12 protein-coding genes are annotated in these 17,215 nt (G+C 40.2%); 8 read left to right on the forward strand and 4 right to left on the reverse strand.

Going from position 1 to position 17,215, the window contains the following annotated elements; all coding sequences use genetic code 11:
• Positions 1 to 59 precede the first annotated feature (59 nt).
• From VCM39_RS14040 to VCM39_RS14055, 4 genes are all read left to right on the forward strand, one after another.
• Positions 60 to 956, forward strand: a complete 897-nt coding sequence (locus VCM39_RS14040; protein WP_322933685.1) for a vitamin B12 dependent-methionine synthase activation domain-containing protein — start codon at positions 60 to 62, stop codon at positions 954 to 956.
• 240 nt (positions 957 to 1,196) lie between these two features.
• Positions 1,197 to 1,709 (forward strand): RNA polymerase sigma factor, encoded by a 513-nt coding sequence (locus VCM39_RS14045; protein ID WP_002561746.1) that lies wholly within the window; start codon positions 1,197 to 1,199, stop codon positions 1,707 to 1,709.
• 3 nt (positions 1,710 to 1,712) lie between these two features.
• The gene (locus VCM39_RS14050; RefSeq protein WP_002561747.1) at positions 1,713 to 2,297 is read left to right on the forward strand and encodes a hypothetical protein; all 585 of its coding nucleotides are present in this window, start codon (positions 1,713 to 1,715) and stop codon (positions 2,295 to 2,297) included.
• Between the two features lie 97 nt (positions 2,298 to 2,394).
• Positions 2,395 to 3,558 (forward strand): metallophosphoesterase, encoded by a 1,164-nt coding sequence (locus VCM39_RS14055; RefSeq protein WP_322933684.1) that lies wholly within the window; start codon positions 2,395 to 2,397, stop codon positions 3,556 to 3,558.
• On the opposite strand, the gene VCM39_RS14060 is transcribed toward VCM39_RS14055, so the two are convergent.
• Genes VCM39_RS14060 through VCM39_RS14075 form a run of 4 tightly spaced genes read right to left on the reverse strand, consistent with a single transcriptional unit; the run spans position 3,545 to position 11,540 of the window.
• Positions 3,545 to 6,436: an AAA family ATPase gene (locus tag VCM39_RS14060; protein WP_322933683.1), complete on the reverse strand. Its 2,892-nt coding sequence runs from the start codon at positions 6,434 to 6,436 to the stop codon at positions 3,545 to 3,547. The genes VCM39_RS14055 and VCM39_RS14060 overlap by 14 nt on opposite strands.
• Positions 6,433 to 7,689 carry an exonuclease SbcCD subunit D gene (locus VCM39_RS14065; protein WP_221648807.1) on the reverse strand — a complete coding sequence of 419 codons (1,257 nt, stop codon included), beginning with the start codon at positions 7,687 to 7,689 and terminating at the stop codon, positions 6,433 to 6,435. The genes VCM39_RS14060 and VCM39_RS14065 overlap by 4 nt, the downstream gene beginning before the upstream one ends.
• 21 nt (positions 7,690 to 7,710) lie before the next feature.
• Positions 7,711 to 9,672 carry a HAMP domain-containing sensor histidine kinase gene (locus VCM39_RS14070; protein WP_322933682.1) on the reverse strand — a complete coding sequence of 654 codons (1,962 nt, stop codon included), beginning with the start codon at positions 9,670 to 9,672 and terminating at the stop codon, positions 7,711 to 7,713.
• Positions 9,669 to 11,540 carry a HAMP domain-containing sensor histidine kinase gene (locus VCM39_RS14075; RefSeq protein ID WP_322933681.1) on the reverse strand — a complete coding sequence of 624 codons (1,872 nt, stop codon included), beginning with the start codon at positions 11,538 to 11,540 and terminating at the stop codon, positions 9,669 to 9,671. Before VCM39_RS14075 ends, VCM39_RS14070 begins: the two co-directional genes overlap by 4 nt.
• Before the next feature lie 291 nt (positions 11,541 to 11,831).
• Here VCM39_RS14075 and VCM39_RS14080 point away from each other — a divergent pair, with 291 nt between their 5' ends.
• From VCM39_RS14080 to VCM39_RS14095, 4 genes are all read left to right on the forward strand, one after another.
• Complete coding sequence (locus VCM39_RS14080) at positions 11,832 to 12,590, forward strand: lysophospholipid acyltransferase family protein (protein ID WP_322933680.1); 759 nt, start codon at positions 11,832 to 11,834, stop codon at positions 12,588 to 12,590.
• A gap of 385 nt (positions 12,591 to 12,975) precedes the next feature.
• Entirely contained in the window at positions 12,976 to 14,037 is a 1,062-nt protein-coding gene (locus VCM39_RS14085; protein WP_322933679.1) for a hypothetical protein, read from the forward strand.
• A gap of 379 nt (positions 14,038 to 14,416) precedes the next feature.
• A complete protein-coding gene (locus tag VCM39_RS14090) occupies positions 14,417 to 16,423 on the forward strand; it encodes a hypothetical protein (protein ID WP_322933678.1) in 2,007 nt (668 codons plus the stop codon).
• A gap of 526 nt (positions 16,424 to 16,949) precedes the next feature.
• Entirely contained in the window at positions 16,950 to 17,189 is a 240-nt protein-coding gene (locus VCM39_RS14095) for an NVEALA domain-containing protein (RefSeq protein WP_322933677.1), read from the forward strand.
• The last annotated feature ends 26 nt before the right edge of the window (positions 17,190 to 17,215 follow it).

Here is a 17,215-nt window from a genome sequence, read left to right on the forward strand (position 1 = left end):
TACTAATCACTTATCACTACTCACTAATCACTATTCACCGACCATTTATTATTAAAAACTTGTCAACAATAGTATCATATAAAATTCACGAAGTCAGTCCCTATATCAATTGGATCTACTTCTTTCATGCATGGGGCTTTCAACCCCGTTTTGCTGCGATAGCCGATATACATGGGTGCGACGTTTGCCGTGCTTCCTGGTTAACATCATTTCCGGAAGAAGAACGCCCGAAGGCATCGGAAGCTATGCAACTCCTCAAAGAAGCCAATCGGATGCTGAACTTACTGGACGAAGATTTTGGAGTAAAAACAATCTTTAAGCTCTGCCAGGCAAATTCGCAGGATGACAACCTGATACTGGACGGCATTACTTTTCCCCTGCTTCGCCAGCAAGCTAAAAAACGCGAAGGAGGTCCATTCCTTTGCCTGAGTGATTTTGTCCGCCCCTTGTCATCTGGCATAACCGACACTGTGGGTGCTTTTGCCTCCACAATCGATGCAGATATGGAAGGGCTTTATGAAAAAGATCCATATAAACACCTCCTTGTACAAACCCTCTCCGACCGCCTTGCAGAAGCTGCAACAGAAAAGATGCACGAATATGTGCGCAAAGAAGTCTGGGGATATGCCAAAGAAGAGAATCTGACCATCCCCGAATTGCTCGTAGAAAAGTATCAAGGCATTCGCCCGGCTGTAGGCTACCCTTCCCTCCCCGATCAGTCAATAAACTTTCTGCTCAACGAGCTTTTAGATATGAGGCAGATCGGTATATCACTTACAGAAAACGGGGCCATGTATCCGCATGCCTCTGTCTGTGGTTTGATGTTTGCACATCCTGCTTCCGAATACTTCTCTGTCGGCAAAATCGGAGAAGACCAGTTACTGAATTACGCAACCCGCCGGGGAAAATCAGTAGAAGAAATGCGAAAGTTCCTGGCAGCAAATTTACAGGATTAGTTGAATAAGGCTGATAATCAAGCCATAAGAAAGTACGTACTTTGATACTACAAAAGTACGTATTTAACGCACTGTTAATATGCATTTTAAGTCACTGTTAAAATACTAAGTTTGCCATCAAAATATAAAAGGCATATATTCTAACATTCATAAAAATACTTCCTATCTTTGCACATCTCGCTGTGATTTTTCTTATCCCCCAACGACTAACAATCTAAAAAGCAATCGAGAAAAAAGCCAATGGATTCAAAAGCCACGCAAGTCAACGAAAGTGTAGAACAGGAATTCCTATCGGTCATCCGGGAGTATGAACGGGTTATATATAAGGTGTGTTACCTTTATACTACTCCCAATGCTACGCTCAATGATCTCTACCAGGATGTGGTGCTCAATCTTTGGAGAGCTTATCCAAAATTTCGGAGGGAATGCAAAATATCAACCTGGATATACCGCATTGCACTAAATACTTGTATCAGCTTTATCCGCAAAGAAAAAAACGTACCGGAGTTTGTAACGCTGAGCCGCGAAGCCGACTGGATGACCGAAGACAATGACCCACTCCAGGAAATGCTAAGGCAATTGTACCGGATGATAAACCAACTGGGGCAACTCGATAAATCTATCATTCTGCTTTATCTCGAAGAAAAAAGCTATGAAGAAATGGCCGAAATCACTGGGCTTACCGTGACAAATGTGGCAACCAAACTGAGCCGAATTAAAGACAAACTTAAAAAAATGAAGAAGGAGGAATAATAGATGGAACTGGATGAACTTAAGAAATCATGGAATGCACTGGACGAACATCTGAAAGATAAGAAGCTGGTCAAAGATGAAGAAATATCCCAGCTCATTAATCATGCGACGAAAAACATCAACGAAATGAGTCGACTTAACAAAAGACTACGTATCATTTCACTGACAATTATCGCACTACTCCTGTTTACGTTCATATACGATGGCGTATTTCCGGATATTTATTATCAGATTATCCTGATAGCATTGCTACCAGCTTTGGGATGGGACTTGTTTAGCTCCCGTTATTTGAGTAATACCTCAATAGATGAATTACCACTTGTGACCGTTATATCCCGTTTCAACCGCATTCACCGATGGGTGATTCGTGAACGGATGATAGGAATAGGTTTCATTTTATTCATGGCCGTATTCTTTTTCTTCTATCGGGAGGTGTGGCAACACGGTACCGGAATGATCATTTTCTTTTTCATTATATGGACCGTATGCATCATTATCCCGCTTTGGATATATCGTAAAAATCTGAACCGGCTCCGCGAGATAAAGAAAAATCTCGGAGAGTTAAAAGAACTGAAAGATAATAATTAACTTAAACCATACTCTCTCTATTTTCTCTAACAAAGTAAAGTCTTCTCTGTTTATTAAAACGGAGGAGACTTTCGTATCAAAAACAATAATCATACATATGTTACAACGAATTTTTATTTTTCTAACACTAATAGTTATTTTACCGGACATCTATATCTACCAGATGTTTATCGCACGACAAATGGTACATCCGGTCTTAAAAGTGCTTTATTGGGCTCCCACCTTCTTCCTGTTAGCAGGACTTATCTACCTCACATTCTTTACTCCCGAAGACTTCGTAAGTCAGCACATGCGGGGGATCGGCTGGTTTGCCGTTGTATTGTTCCTGTTCGCATTACCCAAATTGAACTTTATGTTGTGTTCAGTTATCGGACTTCCGTTCAATTACCTGTTGCACTGGCCTAAAACACCGTTTGTATATGCCGGATTAGTGCTTGCCGCAATCAATGCAGGAGTTATTCTGTACGGCTCCCTGATTGGTAAAACTCAGTTTGAAGTGAAAGAAGTTGCCTATTACTCCTCTAAACTGCCACCAGCTTTTAAAGGATATCGTATCGTTCAACTATCAGATATACATATAGGTAGTTGGGAAGGAAATGCGCGGGCACTGCAACGTATGGTTGATCTCGTCAATGCCCAGCATCCGGACTTGATTGTTTTCACCGGAGACCTGGTGAATAATCAAGCGAAAGAGTTGGACGGATTTCAGCAAATCCTATCCGGATTACGTGCCAAAAATGGTGTTTACTCTATCTTGGGAAACCACGATTATGGACCTTATCACAAGTGGGAGAGCCAACGTGCGCAAGTCGAGAATCTCGCCGATCTGAAAAAACGTGAGGCAGAAATGGGCTGGAAATTGCTGAACAATGAGCATGTTATCCTGCATCAGGGCAATGACAGTATCGCCCTGATTGGAGTAGAAAACGAAGGCGAACCGCCTTTCTCACAACATGGTGATCTGACCAAGGCAATGCAGGGAACCGAAGGTATGTTTCAGCTATTGTTGAGCCATAACCCCACACATTGGCGGCGGGAAGTATTGCCCCAATCCCAAATAGACCTGATGCTGGCAGGACATACACATGCCATGCAAATGGCATTGGGACACCATTCCCCTTCCTCTTTTGTCTATCCGGAATGGAGCGGAATGTATTCTGAAGAGGGGCGAAACCTGTACGTAAACGTAGGGTTGGGATTTGTCGGATTGCCTTTCCGCTTCGGCGCATGGCCCGAAATAACGGTTATTACACTGAACTAATCACTATTTCACTCTTCCCGTTTACCGATTTATGTAGTTGTATCTGCACGGAGATGCGTTCGCTCATCTCCTGCACATGAGAAATGACTCCAATCTTTCGTCCCTGCATTTGCAACTGTTCCAATGCTTCCATAGCAGTGCGCAAACTATCGGCATCCAGTGATCCGAAACCTTCGTCAATAAAAAGAGATTCCACTTTCAGATTGTTGCTCGACAGGGATGAAAGCCCCAGTGCCAATGCCAGAGAAATAAGAAAAGATTCACCTCCGGAAAGAGAATAAACTGTACGCACTTCATCACACATATCGCAGTCGATAACTTGTAAAGCCAGTGTTCCGGAAACTTGCTGGAGCTTATATCTCTTTGATAAATAAGATAAGTGCTTGTTGGCATGAAGTAGCAAGAGGTTGAGAGTGTAGCTCTGGGCAATTACTTTAAACTTTGTTCCGTCAGCACTGCCAATCAGTTTATTCAGTTTCCCCCATTGCTCGGCAACAGCCTGTTTTTCTTTCCATTCAGCTTCTATCTCTTTCAGTTTTTTCTTGTTTTGCTCTTGCTGCAACAAACAGGCTTCTACTGTCGATAGCCGACGCTCTGTTTCCTGATTGGCAGACTGGCAGGCAGCAATTGCTTCGGACAATGTTTCAGGATTCTCAATCTGTTTTTGTTGCTCACTCAGTTCAAGAATATTCCGGGACAGTTGTTTTAGCTCTCCCTGTATACCTGAGAGTTTGGTTTGCACCTGTTCCACCGATTTACGGGCCGATTCCAACACATCATTCAGCTCCTTCTCTTTACGGCGTACCACGGCCTCTGCTTCATCCGCCGGTTTTCCTTTCAGAAGGGTGGCACGCTGTTGCTGTAACTGCTGCAACTGCTCACTGACTGTTTTAAAATGGGTGCGTTGTGTCGTTTCCGTTTGTTGTACCATGGCCAATTGTTCGGCTATAGCAGCAGCTTGCTGCATCAATAACCGGGACCGGGTGATTCCCTCACGGAGCGATTCACAATGGTGGCGCAACTTCTTCAATCCTTCATCCTTTTGCTGCCATTCTGCATATAGTTGCTGATACTGGTTTATTCTACCCTCCAGTTCCTGTAAGCGTTGTCGCAATGTTTGCAGACAAGTATCAAAATGTTCCGGAGTACGTTCTGTTTCAGAATAAGCAGCAAGTACCTCTTCCTGAGTTTTCTCCTGGGCAATGATATTACGAACATCGCGTTGAAGAGCTATACAACGGTCATTGAGCTGTTTATGAGCATCAACAGCTATACGGTATTCTTTTTCTATGGAGTGGTAAAGCGTGTCTGCCATTTCTCTGTCTTGCCCGTAAGGGTGTGAAAGGCTGCCACAAACGGGACAAGCTTCGCCCTCTCGCAGATCATGACGCAAAGCCACTACATCTTTCCCCATAGCCATACGGGCATTCTCGTAAAGCCGTTGCAAAGAGGCAGTTTGCTCCTGTTTGGCAAGCAATTGCCGAGTTAAAGTATCAAGCTCTGAAGATATTACTTTCTGTTTTTCACGCAACTGATTCAGCAATATACTGGCTTGTAAAGCATGTTGCAAGCGGGATTGTTCTTGCAAAAGTTTATTCTGCTCCTCACCTACAGACTGGATACCAAAAGCATTAAGCCGGGAAACACGGTCGTCATTTTCCTTTTGAAGAAGAACTAATTGCTGCTCTTCGCGGACGAGAATATGCTCTATCCGATCCAGATCTGTGGACAGAGACGGATTGAATGCATCCTCACTCTTCAAAAGACGATTAATAGCACTACAAGAAGCGCTCAGTGCCTCTCTACTGACGCGATGTCTTTTCTCAAGATCAGCAACCTGTTTCTGCGTGAGTTGCAGAGTTTGTTGAGATTGCTTGTAATCAGTTTGCAAACTTTGCAGGCGAACATCCAGTTCACGTGCTTTCAGTAATTCGGGTTGCAGGGCTTCCCACTGTTCCCGAAAATGAGCAAGATACCCAGTCTGTGCAAGCAGACCTTCGTGGAGTTTCTTTAGTTTTTCTGTTTCTACAGATTCCTCCTGCCGCTTTTTAGCGAGTTGTTCTTGTTTCACCACAAGAGAACGGACAATATTGAATTGTGCATTCAACTCGGCAAGCCGCTTCGTTCCTGTAGTGCGAAGTTGAATCAATCGTTCTTTCTCCTTTTGCAGATTTTGTAATTCATCTTCCGGGAGAAGTTCGATAAGGCTGATACTGTTTTTGAGAAGATTCATTGCTTCATCAGCCGCTTTACTACGAGTGTATATCTCTCGTGATATGCGGGAATAAATCTCAGTACCCGTGAGTTTCTCCAATAATTCGGCTTTGGCGGATTCACGGGATTTCAGAAAAGTGGCAAAATCGTTTTGGGCAAGCAACACCGTACGGGTAAACTGCTCGTAGGTAAGCCCAACCAGAGAAACCAGTTGCGCCAGAAGTTCAGTCTTTGTACCCTGCAAATCCTCTTCCTTATCCAGATCAGTAACCTGAAGCGTCTGAGGTTGTAAAGAACCCGTGGCCTTACTGCGTGCCCGCCGGACAGACCAACGGGAACGGTAACGCCGTCCGGTCGCCCCCAGAAAATCAACCTCCGCAAATCCTTCTCCCGTCCCACGGCGAAGAATGTTTTTTACATCAGACTGATTCACCTGATTCTCTCCTACATCCGAAAGAAAAAGACTCTCTCCCGAAGCAGCGAAACGGGGTGTCTTATCATAAAGAGCTAAACACAAAGCATCTAATATCGTAGATTTCCCGGCTCCCGTAGGACCGGAAATTGCAAATATACCAGCTGACCGAAGAGGTTCAACAGTGAAGTCCACCTCGAAAGTCCCTTCGATAGAAGCCAGATTCTTAAGTCGTATTGTTAGTATTTTCATTCCGCCTCCCTCATCGCCTGCTGAAACAAACGTTCCAGTTCTTCCGGCATCTCAGATTGATATATATTTTCAAAAGTCGCTTTCACGATCTGTAACGGATTCATTTCCTGAAGTCCGGCAGCTAACACCTCTTCTTCCAGGGTATTCTCTTCTGCCTGCCGATAAACAGATACGATGCGTGCCAAGCGAACCGCCTTATCGGCAATTGCCTCTTCTATTTGTTGACGAAGCATTGGTTCCGGTTCTGTCAAAAGGACTTTTATTTCTAAATAAGGAAAATGTAAACTTCTCTCTGTTTGTTCTCCCTCTGCCTCTTCCGAAGCCAACGGCAAATGTGCAAGCTCCTCCAAAACCTCTTCGGGAGTAGCAGCCTTTCCTCGCGGTACACTCAAAAGACCTACCAGCGGAATGTATTCCCGCTTCTCAATCTCTACCGCCCACCCTTCTGCAAGAGTCACTATCACTACTCCATGATGGTACTCCCTCTCTGCAAAAGACATCGGCAAAGGGCTACCGGCATAGCGTACATTCTCCCTGCCCGACACTCGTTGAGACTTGTGTATATGCCCCAAGGCTGTATAAGCAATCTGCTCTGTAAAAGCATCCGGAGAGACACACTCCAACCCTCCGATGATGGTTCGTTCACTGAAATCACGTTCGGCAATTTCTGACCCTGTGGCTTGCAAATGTCCCACTGCCACAAGAGCCTGTCCGTCTTTACGCCGTTGCAGCGCCCGTTCTTGCAATCGGGCATAAAGTTCTTTCACACCTTCGGCATACGGGTTACCATCTGTTGTAACAACCGGATAATCTCCCTGCCGCAAAAAAGGAACCGCCAGACAGAGGGCTTCTACTTCTCCTTCACTATTCTTTAACTCTACAATCAAATGATCATAATCAATCTCTCCTTCATGTCTCCGGACAATACCTCTAATCTCCGTACGCATCTCCTGCAACAAAGGTAAGGGTGCTTCAAGACGTGCAGCAGAATCATGATTGCCTGCCACAACTACCAGTTGCAACTTCGGATTCTCTTCCGTCACCTGACGGATAAAACGATAAAACATGTGCTGGGATGCTGCGGAAGGATTGGAAACATCAAAAATATCTCCCGCAATCAATAATACATCAATCTTGTTTTCTTTTAACTCACGGGCCAACCATTGGAGAAAGTGCGTATGCTCCTCCACCCTGTCATAACCGAAAAAGGTCTGTCCCAGATGCCAGTCGGCTGTATGCAATATACGTATCATTCAAAATATCTACATTATAAATCAATTACCCGGTGCAGACAACGGACAAGTAAAAATGACTGTCGGGCCTTCATCCGCTTCTGCACTTACTGTATAAGTACCGCCAAAGTAACGAATAAAATGGGAATTAATCTCATTACGGATCAATATCTTTTTGTCTTTCAGGTTCTCTTGTGCCAGTGAAGTGCCTACTATACGGAAAACCAGTACGTCTGCTTCTCCGCCCCACTCAATGTAAACAGTTGTCTCACAACCCATATTGTCATCCCCACGAGCCAATGCTCCGCGCAACAATGACACCAGCCATTTCTTATCCGTACAAATCATCTGGCTTTCAAGAGTTGTTTTCAGAACAATCCTATCCTCCCCGGGCTCCTGGCTATTGACAAGCCGAATGATATTCCGACACAACAAAATGGCCTCTACCTGTTCCTGTTCATACTGTATCTTTCCGGATTCGAGCCGTGAAAGCTCCAATATATTATTCACGTATCCTAATAACTGTTCTGCATTCTCCTGAATAATCTTCCCATAACTCAGTTTACTTTCTTTGTCAAGTTCTTCGGATTCAGACAACAGTTCTGCAAACCCCACTACCGCATTTAATGGAGTACGAACATCGTGGCTAATTTCCATCTTCAAGCGTTCTTTTGCCATGTTATCCGCTTCGGAATGGGCTGCCGCTTCGGCTGCCGCCCGTTCAGCCAAAGCTATCTTGCCGGAAAGGAAGTGCGTGTAGATATAAAACAAAAGAGCCAATATTGAGAGTACAAGCAATGTACCGAACACCCATATGTAATTCGTATTCCGTATCTTCTGCTTCTCTAAAAGAAGTTCATCTATATGATAAATCTCTTTTACCTGCTGCAACTCATTGGCAGTAAAAGCATTATTCAGCGAGTCTTGTGCCCATATCAGATAACGCCACGTTTCAAGTGCTCCGTCTATATCCCCCTTACGCTGCTGGGTGCCTGCTTTATGGCTGATCAGATTGCCAAATGTAGAGACATAACTTTTCAATACAATCGGAGTAACTTCATCCACTAAAGCAATGCTCTTATCATACTCTTTTGTACGCGAAAAATATTGGAGACGTATGAGCTGTATATTCAGCCAGAACACCGAATCGACATGTGGACTGAGCAAAGCTTGTGCACGTTCAATATATAATTGAGCCTGTTCAAAATCTTTTTGATCCATATAATGCAACACATGCTTCACTTCACAATCTATTGCCAGATCGGTCCAATTATCCCGTGCTTCCGGTTCGTTTGTCATCACTTCCTGCAGAAGACTTTTCATTTTACGTAAATAAACCATTCTTGATTTATCATCTCCTCTACTCCCATACACCTGAGCGATACGCGAAAGCACATCTACTTTCAGAAAGGGCTTTGTATCAGGAGTAAACTCCCGATATGCTTTCAAAAGCACCTCCAGTCCCTGCTCATGACGACTAGATACGGAATAAGCACATCCCAGACTATTGTATGCGGCAATTTTCCCATTATTGCTCTTACGTTCAATAGCTTCGTCCAACACTTCTTTGGCTACATATACCGCCTTTTCTATCAACCTTTTAGAAGCCAGTGCACGACTGAGGGCTGCTTTCCGTTCCAGATAATAGTCATATTCTCCTGCCTGGGAAGCAAGTTCTTTCAGTTGCCCTACCCAGTACTCCAGACTATCCGGATCGTGTTTTTTATCATAATAGCCGGCCATATAATAAGCTCCTTCATTTTCATAAAAGAGATTCTTTCGAAGTTTTGCTTCCTCATAAAGGGCTGCTGCAAAATACTTATTATAAGGAAGATATTGATGACAATAAGCCGTCTTCTGAAGATAAGAGATCCTGCCGGTATCCGAAAGTATACGTTCTGCCACAGCCAAGATACTGTCACGGTAAACTATCTTTGCATCATTTTCGGCAAACAAGGTCAATGGCAGAAGAGTAATATATAAGACAAATATCAACCTTTTCATAAACCTGCGGTATATAAGTCGGCTCCGCTTTTCAGTGGATGTACAAAACAGAAACGCGCTCCCTTCGTATAACTTTCATCAATCCATATCCGGCCTTTGAACCTCTTCATAATCAACAGACAGATAGAAAGTCCCAATCCAGTACCTTGTACAAAATCATTCAGTTTCTCAAACCGTTCGAAAATAAGTTTCTGCTTCTCTATCGGAATACCACATCCTGTATCCGTCACGGAAAACAGAGCCATATTACGGTCATCGTCCCATCGTTCCAGCCGCAAGACAATAGAGCCTTCGGAAGTGAACTTCGTTGCATTCACTATCAGATTGATGAGTACCTGCCGCAGCCGGGAGTCATCGGTATCTATCATCAGAGATTTCAGCGGAGTATCAAAGCGTAGCTCAACTTGTAACCGATAAGAAGCGGCAACTGTATCTATTACTTCATGGCAAATCTTCACGGCGTCATATTCCCTGATATTCATACTGATATTGTCACCATCAAAATCGGAGAAATCAATAATATCATTGATTAACTTCAACAACTGATAAGAATTAACCTTGATTATCTCACAAAATTCCTTTCTGGAAACCTCATCCACTTCCATTTCCTCGGATGCCATCAGTGTAGAGAAGCCAACAATTGCATTCAGAGGAGTACGTACTTCATGGCTCATGTTAGAAAGAAACAGATTCTTTTTACGAATGGCATTTTCTGCTTTTAGTTTCATATCTTCCAGTTTCTTCTTTGATTGCCTCAAATGAAATATCTTCTTCCAGCTAAGAAAAATAAATAGTGCCAGTATCAATACACATCCCACAACAGCCATTACATAATAACGGAGAGATTGAGTACGGGCACGCTCAATATGATAAGCCAGCTGGTCTGCCTGAAAACGGGCACAAAGCTGATCTATTTCTTTAGGGTAGTTTGCCTTGAACACAGAGTTTATATAAGAATAGATCGTGTTGTACAAGCTGGCAGCCTCTTCTTTTTGTCCCATCTTTTCCAGTAACTCTGCTTTTCCTTTCATCGTACTGACATAAAATGCGTAATTATCACTGGCATGTTCCAGATTGAAAAAACGGTCGTATGCCTTCAATGCTTCTTCTAATTTCCCTATTCTCTTCAGATAAAATGCCTCTGCAACTATAAAATACTGCTGAAGGGCGGGTATTAGTTTCTGCTGATGCTCCCGTACTTCGGTCAGGTACTGCCCGGCTTCTTCCAAATTCCAGATTTGAGTTTTATAATAAGCATTAAAGATGCGCAGGATATCCAGTTCCAACTCTGATTGTTTACCTGTAGAATACTGGCTCAGTAGCCCAAGGTATTTTGCAGTAGCACCTGTATTCTCCATACGAATATTATATTCGATCAGCTCCACAAGCAACGTTTTCTTCATTCCCTCATCCAGTTTGTGTCGTTCGAAGATTTCTAAAGAACGCTCATAAACATCACCTGCCTCTTTGTTTCTTCCAACAGCAGCATACACCTCACCAATAGCGCTGAGAGAAAGAGCCAATCCTAAAAAATGATTTTGTACTTTGGCTTTTGAGTACATCACATCACTATGTGCGATGGCCATCCGGGTTTCCCCCTTAAGTACCTGAGATTTTATAATGATGCGGGACAATTCAAAATAGGCATCATATTGTTTACTGTTTTCAAGAACAGAGAGCAGACTATCACTATAAATAACTGTACTGTCTCCTTCCTCCAACACACTAAAACCAAGACTATTGCGAAAAGACTCTATGATTTGTTTCTGTAAAATAGCATTCTCCTTCATATCGACAGCAGCATCCGTGCTACTCACCCAAAGTAAGTTACAAAAAACAAATAATAGATATTTCAGTAGTTTTTTCATCAAATAACCCAAAAGAGGTGCTTTGTTTGCATCGTTTTTTTATAATTATGTTTGCAAACATACATAAAAAATAATAAACTTCTGCAGTAACTTTATTTAAAATAGCAAGAAAAACACGAATGCTTCTACCGTCCCTCTCAAAGTTAACTATTAGTATACAATCAAAATGTAAAATCCAACCATGGTACATATAACTGCCAGCATTACGGATATTGGCTGATTTTTTATTCACTTTGAGACGTAACAATAGAAAGAGATTCTGTATCTTTGTCCTCCGAAAATCCAACGCTTATGAAAATACTGTATTATATTTATCAGATTTGCATTGCATTACCTATATTATTAGTGCTGACTATTCTCACAGCCATAGTCACAACTGTAGGTTCTCTGCTGGGTGGAGCACACTTCTGGGGATATTACCCTGGCAAAATATGGTCACAACTCATCTGTCTGTTCCTGCTGATTCCGGTAAAAGTACACGGGCGTGAAAAGATACATAAACGTACGTCTTATATATTTGTGCCTAACCATCAAGGGTCTTTTGATATATTCCTCATCTATGGTTTTCTGGGACGTAACTTCAAGTGGATGATGAAAAAGAGTCTGCGAAAGATTCCTTTCGTGGGTAAAGCGTGCGAAAGTGCAGGACATATCTTCGTAGACCGTTCGGGACCGAAAAAGGTACTTGAAACCATCCGGCAAGCAAAAAACTCATTGAAAGACGGAGTGTCACTGGTAGTATTCCCCGAAGGGGCACGTTCATTCACGGGACATATGGGATACTTCAAGAAAGGAGCTTTTCAGTTGGCAGACGATTTGCAACTGGCAGTGGTTCCGGTTACCATAGATGGTTCATTTGAAATCCTTCCCCGTACGGGAAAATGGATTCACCCTCACCGCATGATCCTGACAATCCATGATCCTATCCCGCCTAAAGGCAAAGGGATAGAAAACATAAAAGAGACAATGGCAGAAGCCTACGCTGCCGTAGAAAGTGCTTTGCCGGAAAAACACAAAGGCATGGTAAAGAATGAGGATCAGGATCGCTGATCCTCATTCTTTTTTCCCTTCCCCAATTAACAGTATTAACACACGATCAAACCTTCTATTCTTAGTGATACAAAGTATCGTTCTTTTTGTATCAAAACTATGCATACTTTATATACTATAAGTACGTATTTAACACATACTTAAAATGCATTTTTCATAGTACAAACAACCAATATTATTATCCTCTGAAAACGAACGCTTTAGTCAGAATGAATAGTAATCATCAGATGCTTATTTCCTTTTTTATAAAGAAATGACAAAAAAAGGTAATTACGATTTCAACAAGTATAAATCTTCTGGGTTCATTAGTATATTATTTTCTTTTTTATAATATCTTTGTAAGAGATTGATTTATAAAACCGGATTTAGTCAAATTGATACTATAATGAAAATATTGACACAAATAAAACGTCCTCTCTGGTGTGCAGAAATTTATGTCTTATTGGTCATAGTTGTTAGCGGGGCAATTAGTTATACCCTATATAATAATAGCACAAAAAAACTGAAAGAGTTTTCTCAACGGGCTTTAAAGGAAGTTTTACATAGAGAGTTAGAGAAAAGAAGCTCACATGAGATGATACGTTCAAATGTTCGAACTATAACACTTACTCGTGACTCTTTTCCCAGACCTTGTTACATCAGGTCAGTTGAAGGGGAAAAGAAATACAATATAGAATATGAACAATACGAACAAAATATTGCAGACAATAGAAATTTACGTATTGATCACTCTCATACTTTATCACATAATCCGTTTATTCTTGATTCATTATCATACTATTGGATAAAGATTTTAAAAGAGAAATATTCTTCAGTAAAAGCCACTTTACATATCATCTATTCCGGAGGTATAGATAAACCGATAGAAAAAGAGTGGAAAAGTACTGATTCCATATTAATCAATTCATTTTATGAACTACCACCCTGTTACATAGGTTATGCAAGTGAATACAAAGTAACCGGCTTCATTGTCTCTCCTTCCTGGTTCACGACTTGGTATTTTCCTCTTTTCATTTTTTTACTGTGTATTGGAATGGGTGGAGGATATAGAGTCCGATTATTTATTTCAAAGCTATCCTTACAAAAGAATAACCGGACAGAGATTGAAGAGACACCTTTAGTATCATCTTGCCAAAATAAACTATTGAGCATTTATTATCTTAAAGATAATTTATGCTATAATGCTTCTAACAAATGTATAGTATTAGAAGAAAATGAGTTTCCGATAAAAGGGTATTTCTCTAACTCCTTTTTAGAAGCTATTTTAAAAACGCCTAATCATACTTTATCTGATAAAGAAATATTTGAAATAGGCTGGCCGGATGGTTCCGGAAATTTTGGAAAGTTACAAACAGCTATTTCCCGTTTACGTACAGAACTGGCAAACATTACCCCTAATATTAAAGTGGAAAGAAAAACAACAGCTTATCAGTTGAAAATAGAGTGAATTGGTACATAAAGTAGATTACATTGGTTTACAAATTAAGTTTTTCAGATAATGTAAGCGATTGTAAGGTCTATTATTTGTTCGTTTTGCTTTCATAGACTACCTTTAACTCCATAACCGAACTAATATTATCAATTGGATACTCCTATCTTTGATTTTGCAGTTGATGAGAAACGTGGAGTGATTTACGGTTTAACAGATAAGCCGGAGAGTCATATTGTACAGTTTAATTTTAATGCCTTATGAATAGATATTTGATTATTATATACGGGCATACATAGTTATTAGAGAGTACTATATTAGTTATTATATTGGCATAATAAATTTTGGATGAGGTGTATTCTAAAAAACATTCTATTACTCTTTTAGATTTTATGAAATGATAAAATTTTTAAAACAGCTTGTTGTAATAGGCTGGAATGTCCTATCATTATTTGTCGCTATCTCTTGTGTAGATAATCGGTTGGAGGAAGCTTTATCTATAGCAAAAGATAATAGAAATGAACTGGAAAAGGTTTTGAAACATTATGAAAATGAACCTTTGAAAAAGAAAGCTGCTTGTTTCCTGATTACTAATATGATAGGATATTGGGAACCGGATTCAATGAAAGTTGCCGCTTGCAAAGAGTTCGGTGAGAAGTATGACTCGCTATCTCAAATCTATCAGTATGAAACGAATAATGAATGGGGAGAAAAGGTAGATAGTATATGGGAGAGATTTAATGCGAAAACCTATTTCTGGATTAATAGAAAAAAGAATTTTGACCTAAAAACTTTAAAAGCTGAGTTTCTCATTCATGAAATAGAGATGGCTTTCAAAGCATGGAGTGATAATGTATATACACGTGAATGTTCTTTCGAAGATTTTTGTGAATATATTCTTCCCTATAGAGCAAGGAATGGGGTATTATCTGATCAGAAGCGTTTTGATTTCTATGAGAAGCATCATGAATATTTCTTTTCTCAATCGGGTAAGGATTTTATTAATGAAACTGATTCTCTGCTATATATTTATAGCTTTGTGACACATTCCCGTTACTATGGAACGAAGATTCCAATTTTTACAATCAGGCAAATGGAAGATATGAGGCATGGTCTATGCGAAGATCGTTGTTGGTTTAATGTGACGCTTTTCTCTTCTTTAGGCATGGCCACGGCTATGGATTTTGTTCCGAAGTGGGCAAACAGAAATGAATCTCATTCCTGGAACGTATTGATTGTTAACGGGAATTCGTATGCATTTGAGCCATTTTGGGATACCGATCGATGGAAATACAAAAGAATCTATAATAATAAAACATTCGATGATGTGTGGGGACGTTTCAGGCTATCTAAAGTTTTTCGTAAAACCTATGGTGCACATATTGAAGATATTTTGAAAGATACAAAAATGGATATTGAAAATATCCCTGAATTATTCAGAGATATTAGGAAAAAAGATGTATCTCATGAATATTTTGATACGGTTAATGTAACGGTTACTCTGAAAGATATACCGGAAGATGAGCGGTATATTTATTTATGTACCTTTAATACAGGACAATGGTATCCCGTTCAGTGGGCTAAAATAAAAGGAAAGACCGCTGTATTTAAAGGAATGGGACGTGATGTCGTCTATTTACCGGCTTATTATAGAAAAGGGAATGTAGTGTATGCAAGTGCCCCGTTCTTATTGAAACAGGATGGTAGACAAAAAACACTTGATGCTACCGGGGATAATAAAGAAATTATCATGTTAAGACATAATGCCGGTGATTCATTTCATCGTAGAAATAATTGGCATCATAAAAAAATAGCCGGTATTGTATTGACAGGTGATATTACGCTTCAATTTAAGTCGGCCGATACAATTTGCGTATTTCCTCAGAATTCAGAAATATATCGAAATACTCTCATTGTGAACAATAAGAGAAAATGGCGTTATGTACGGATGGCATTACCTTTTCATTCGATAGCATTAAACGAATTGGCTTTTATTGCAAAAGACGGTAAGCGTATATCAAACGTACATTTCGTGCAACAAATGGATACAGCAGAGAATGGTGAGAAACCGGAATATGTATTAGACGAAATGTCAGGTACAGGTTTTTCTAAATTGGGTATAGAGACCGGATATATTGATATCGATTTGGGAGACACTTATGAGTTATCAGAAGTCCGATACATTCCTTATCACCAAATACAATTGGATAAAGGTAACTCCTATGAATTACTTTTTTGGAAAGAGGGCTGGCAACTTTTAGACACCGCTACTTTTTATGGCGAACCATTAATTTTTAACAAGATACCTCAATATGCATTATTTCTGCTTAGACCAACAGTACAGACAGGAAAAATGTCTTGTCGCCCATTTATTTACGTGGATAATGAAATTCATTGGTATTAATAAATTTATAAAAAGACAATTTGCATTCTGAGGCTTCTTAACAATATATAGCAAAATAACTTACATTGGCTTACAAATTAGACTTTTTTAGACGATGTAAGCGATTGTAAGGTTAATTATTTGTCCGTTTTACTTTCATAGACTACCTTTGACTCTATAACCGAACGACTAATATTATAATAAAATGAAGCTGAATTTTAAATTAATTATAGGCGTAGCATTTATCTTTGCTATGGTAACAATATATCAAACGTATTCCCATACTTCTTCATTAGAAAGTTTGCTTGGAAAATATACCATCAACTAATAAAGAAGCAATAGAGAATGTGTGTCTGACATTGGCACAAGCATGACGTATTTTTTTAATTACAATCCGCACAGTGGTGTATTAGCAACCGCAACTCAATTAGGGATAAAAATAGTATTAATTTGTAGCAAATATATTTTGCTATTCTGTTGAAATGATATTATATACAGTTTTTTGAATATTAATCTATAAAAGTTAAAAATTATAAAAAAGAAAGTAGTGGGCACTATAGTAGCTATTGTTATTGCTATTATTACCGGATATAATGTGTACTCTTCTCTAAATGATAGTAAATTAACCGATTTGACATTAGCTAATGTAGAAGCATTAGCTAATAATACAGAACCTGGATATTCGTACGAATGTTCAATGTATGGCTGTCAGTATGATTTTCAGTATGATTGTCATGTTTATCAAGGTTATTTACTAATTATGACATGTGTGAATAGTAGAGGCTGACATATTTTACACATTCCTACAAGCCT

The sequence above is a fragment of the Bacteroides mucinivorans genome, assembly GCF_034654355.2.
Taxonomy (GTDB): domain Bacteria; phylum Bacteroidota; class Bacteroidia; order Bacteroidales; family Bacteroidaceae; genus Bacteroides; species Bacteroides nordii.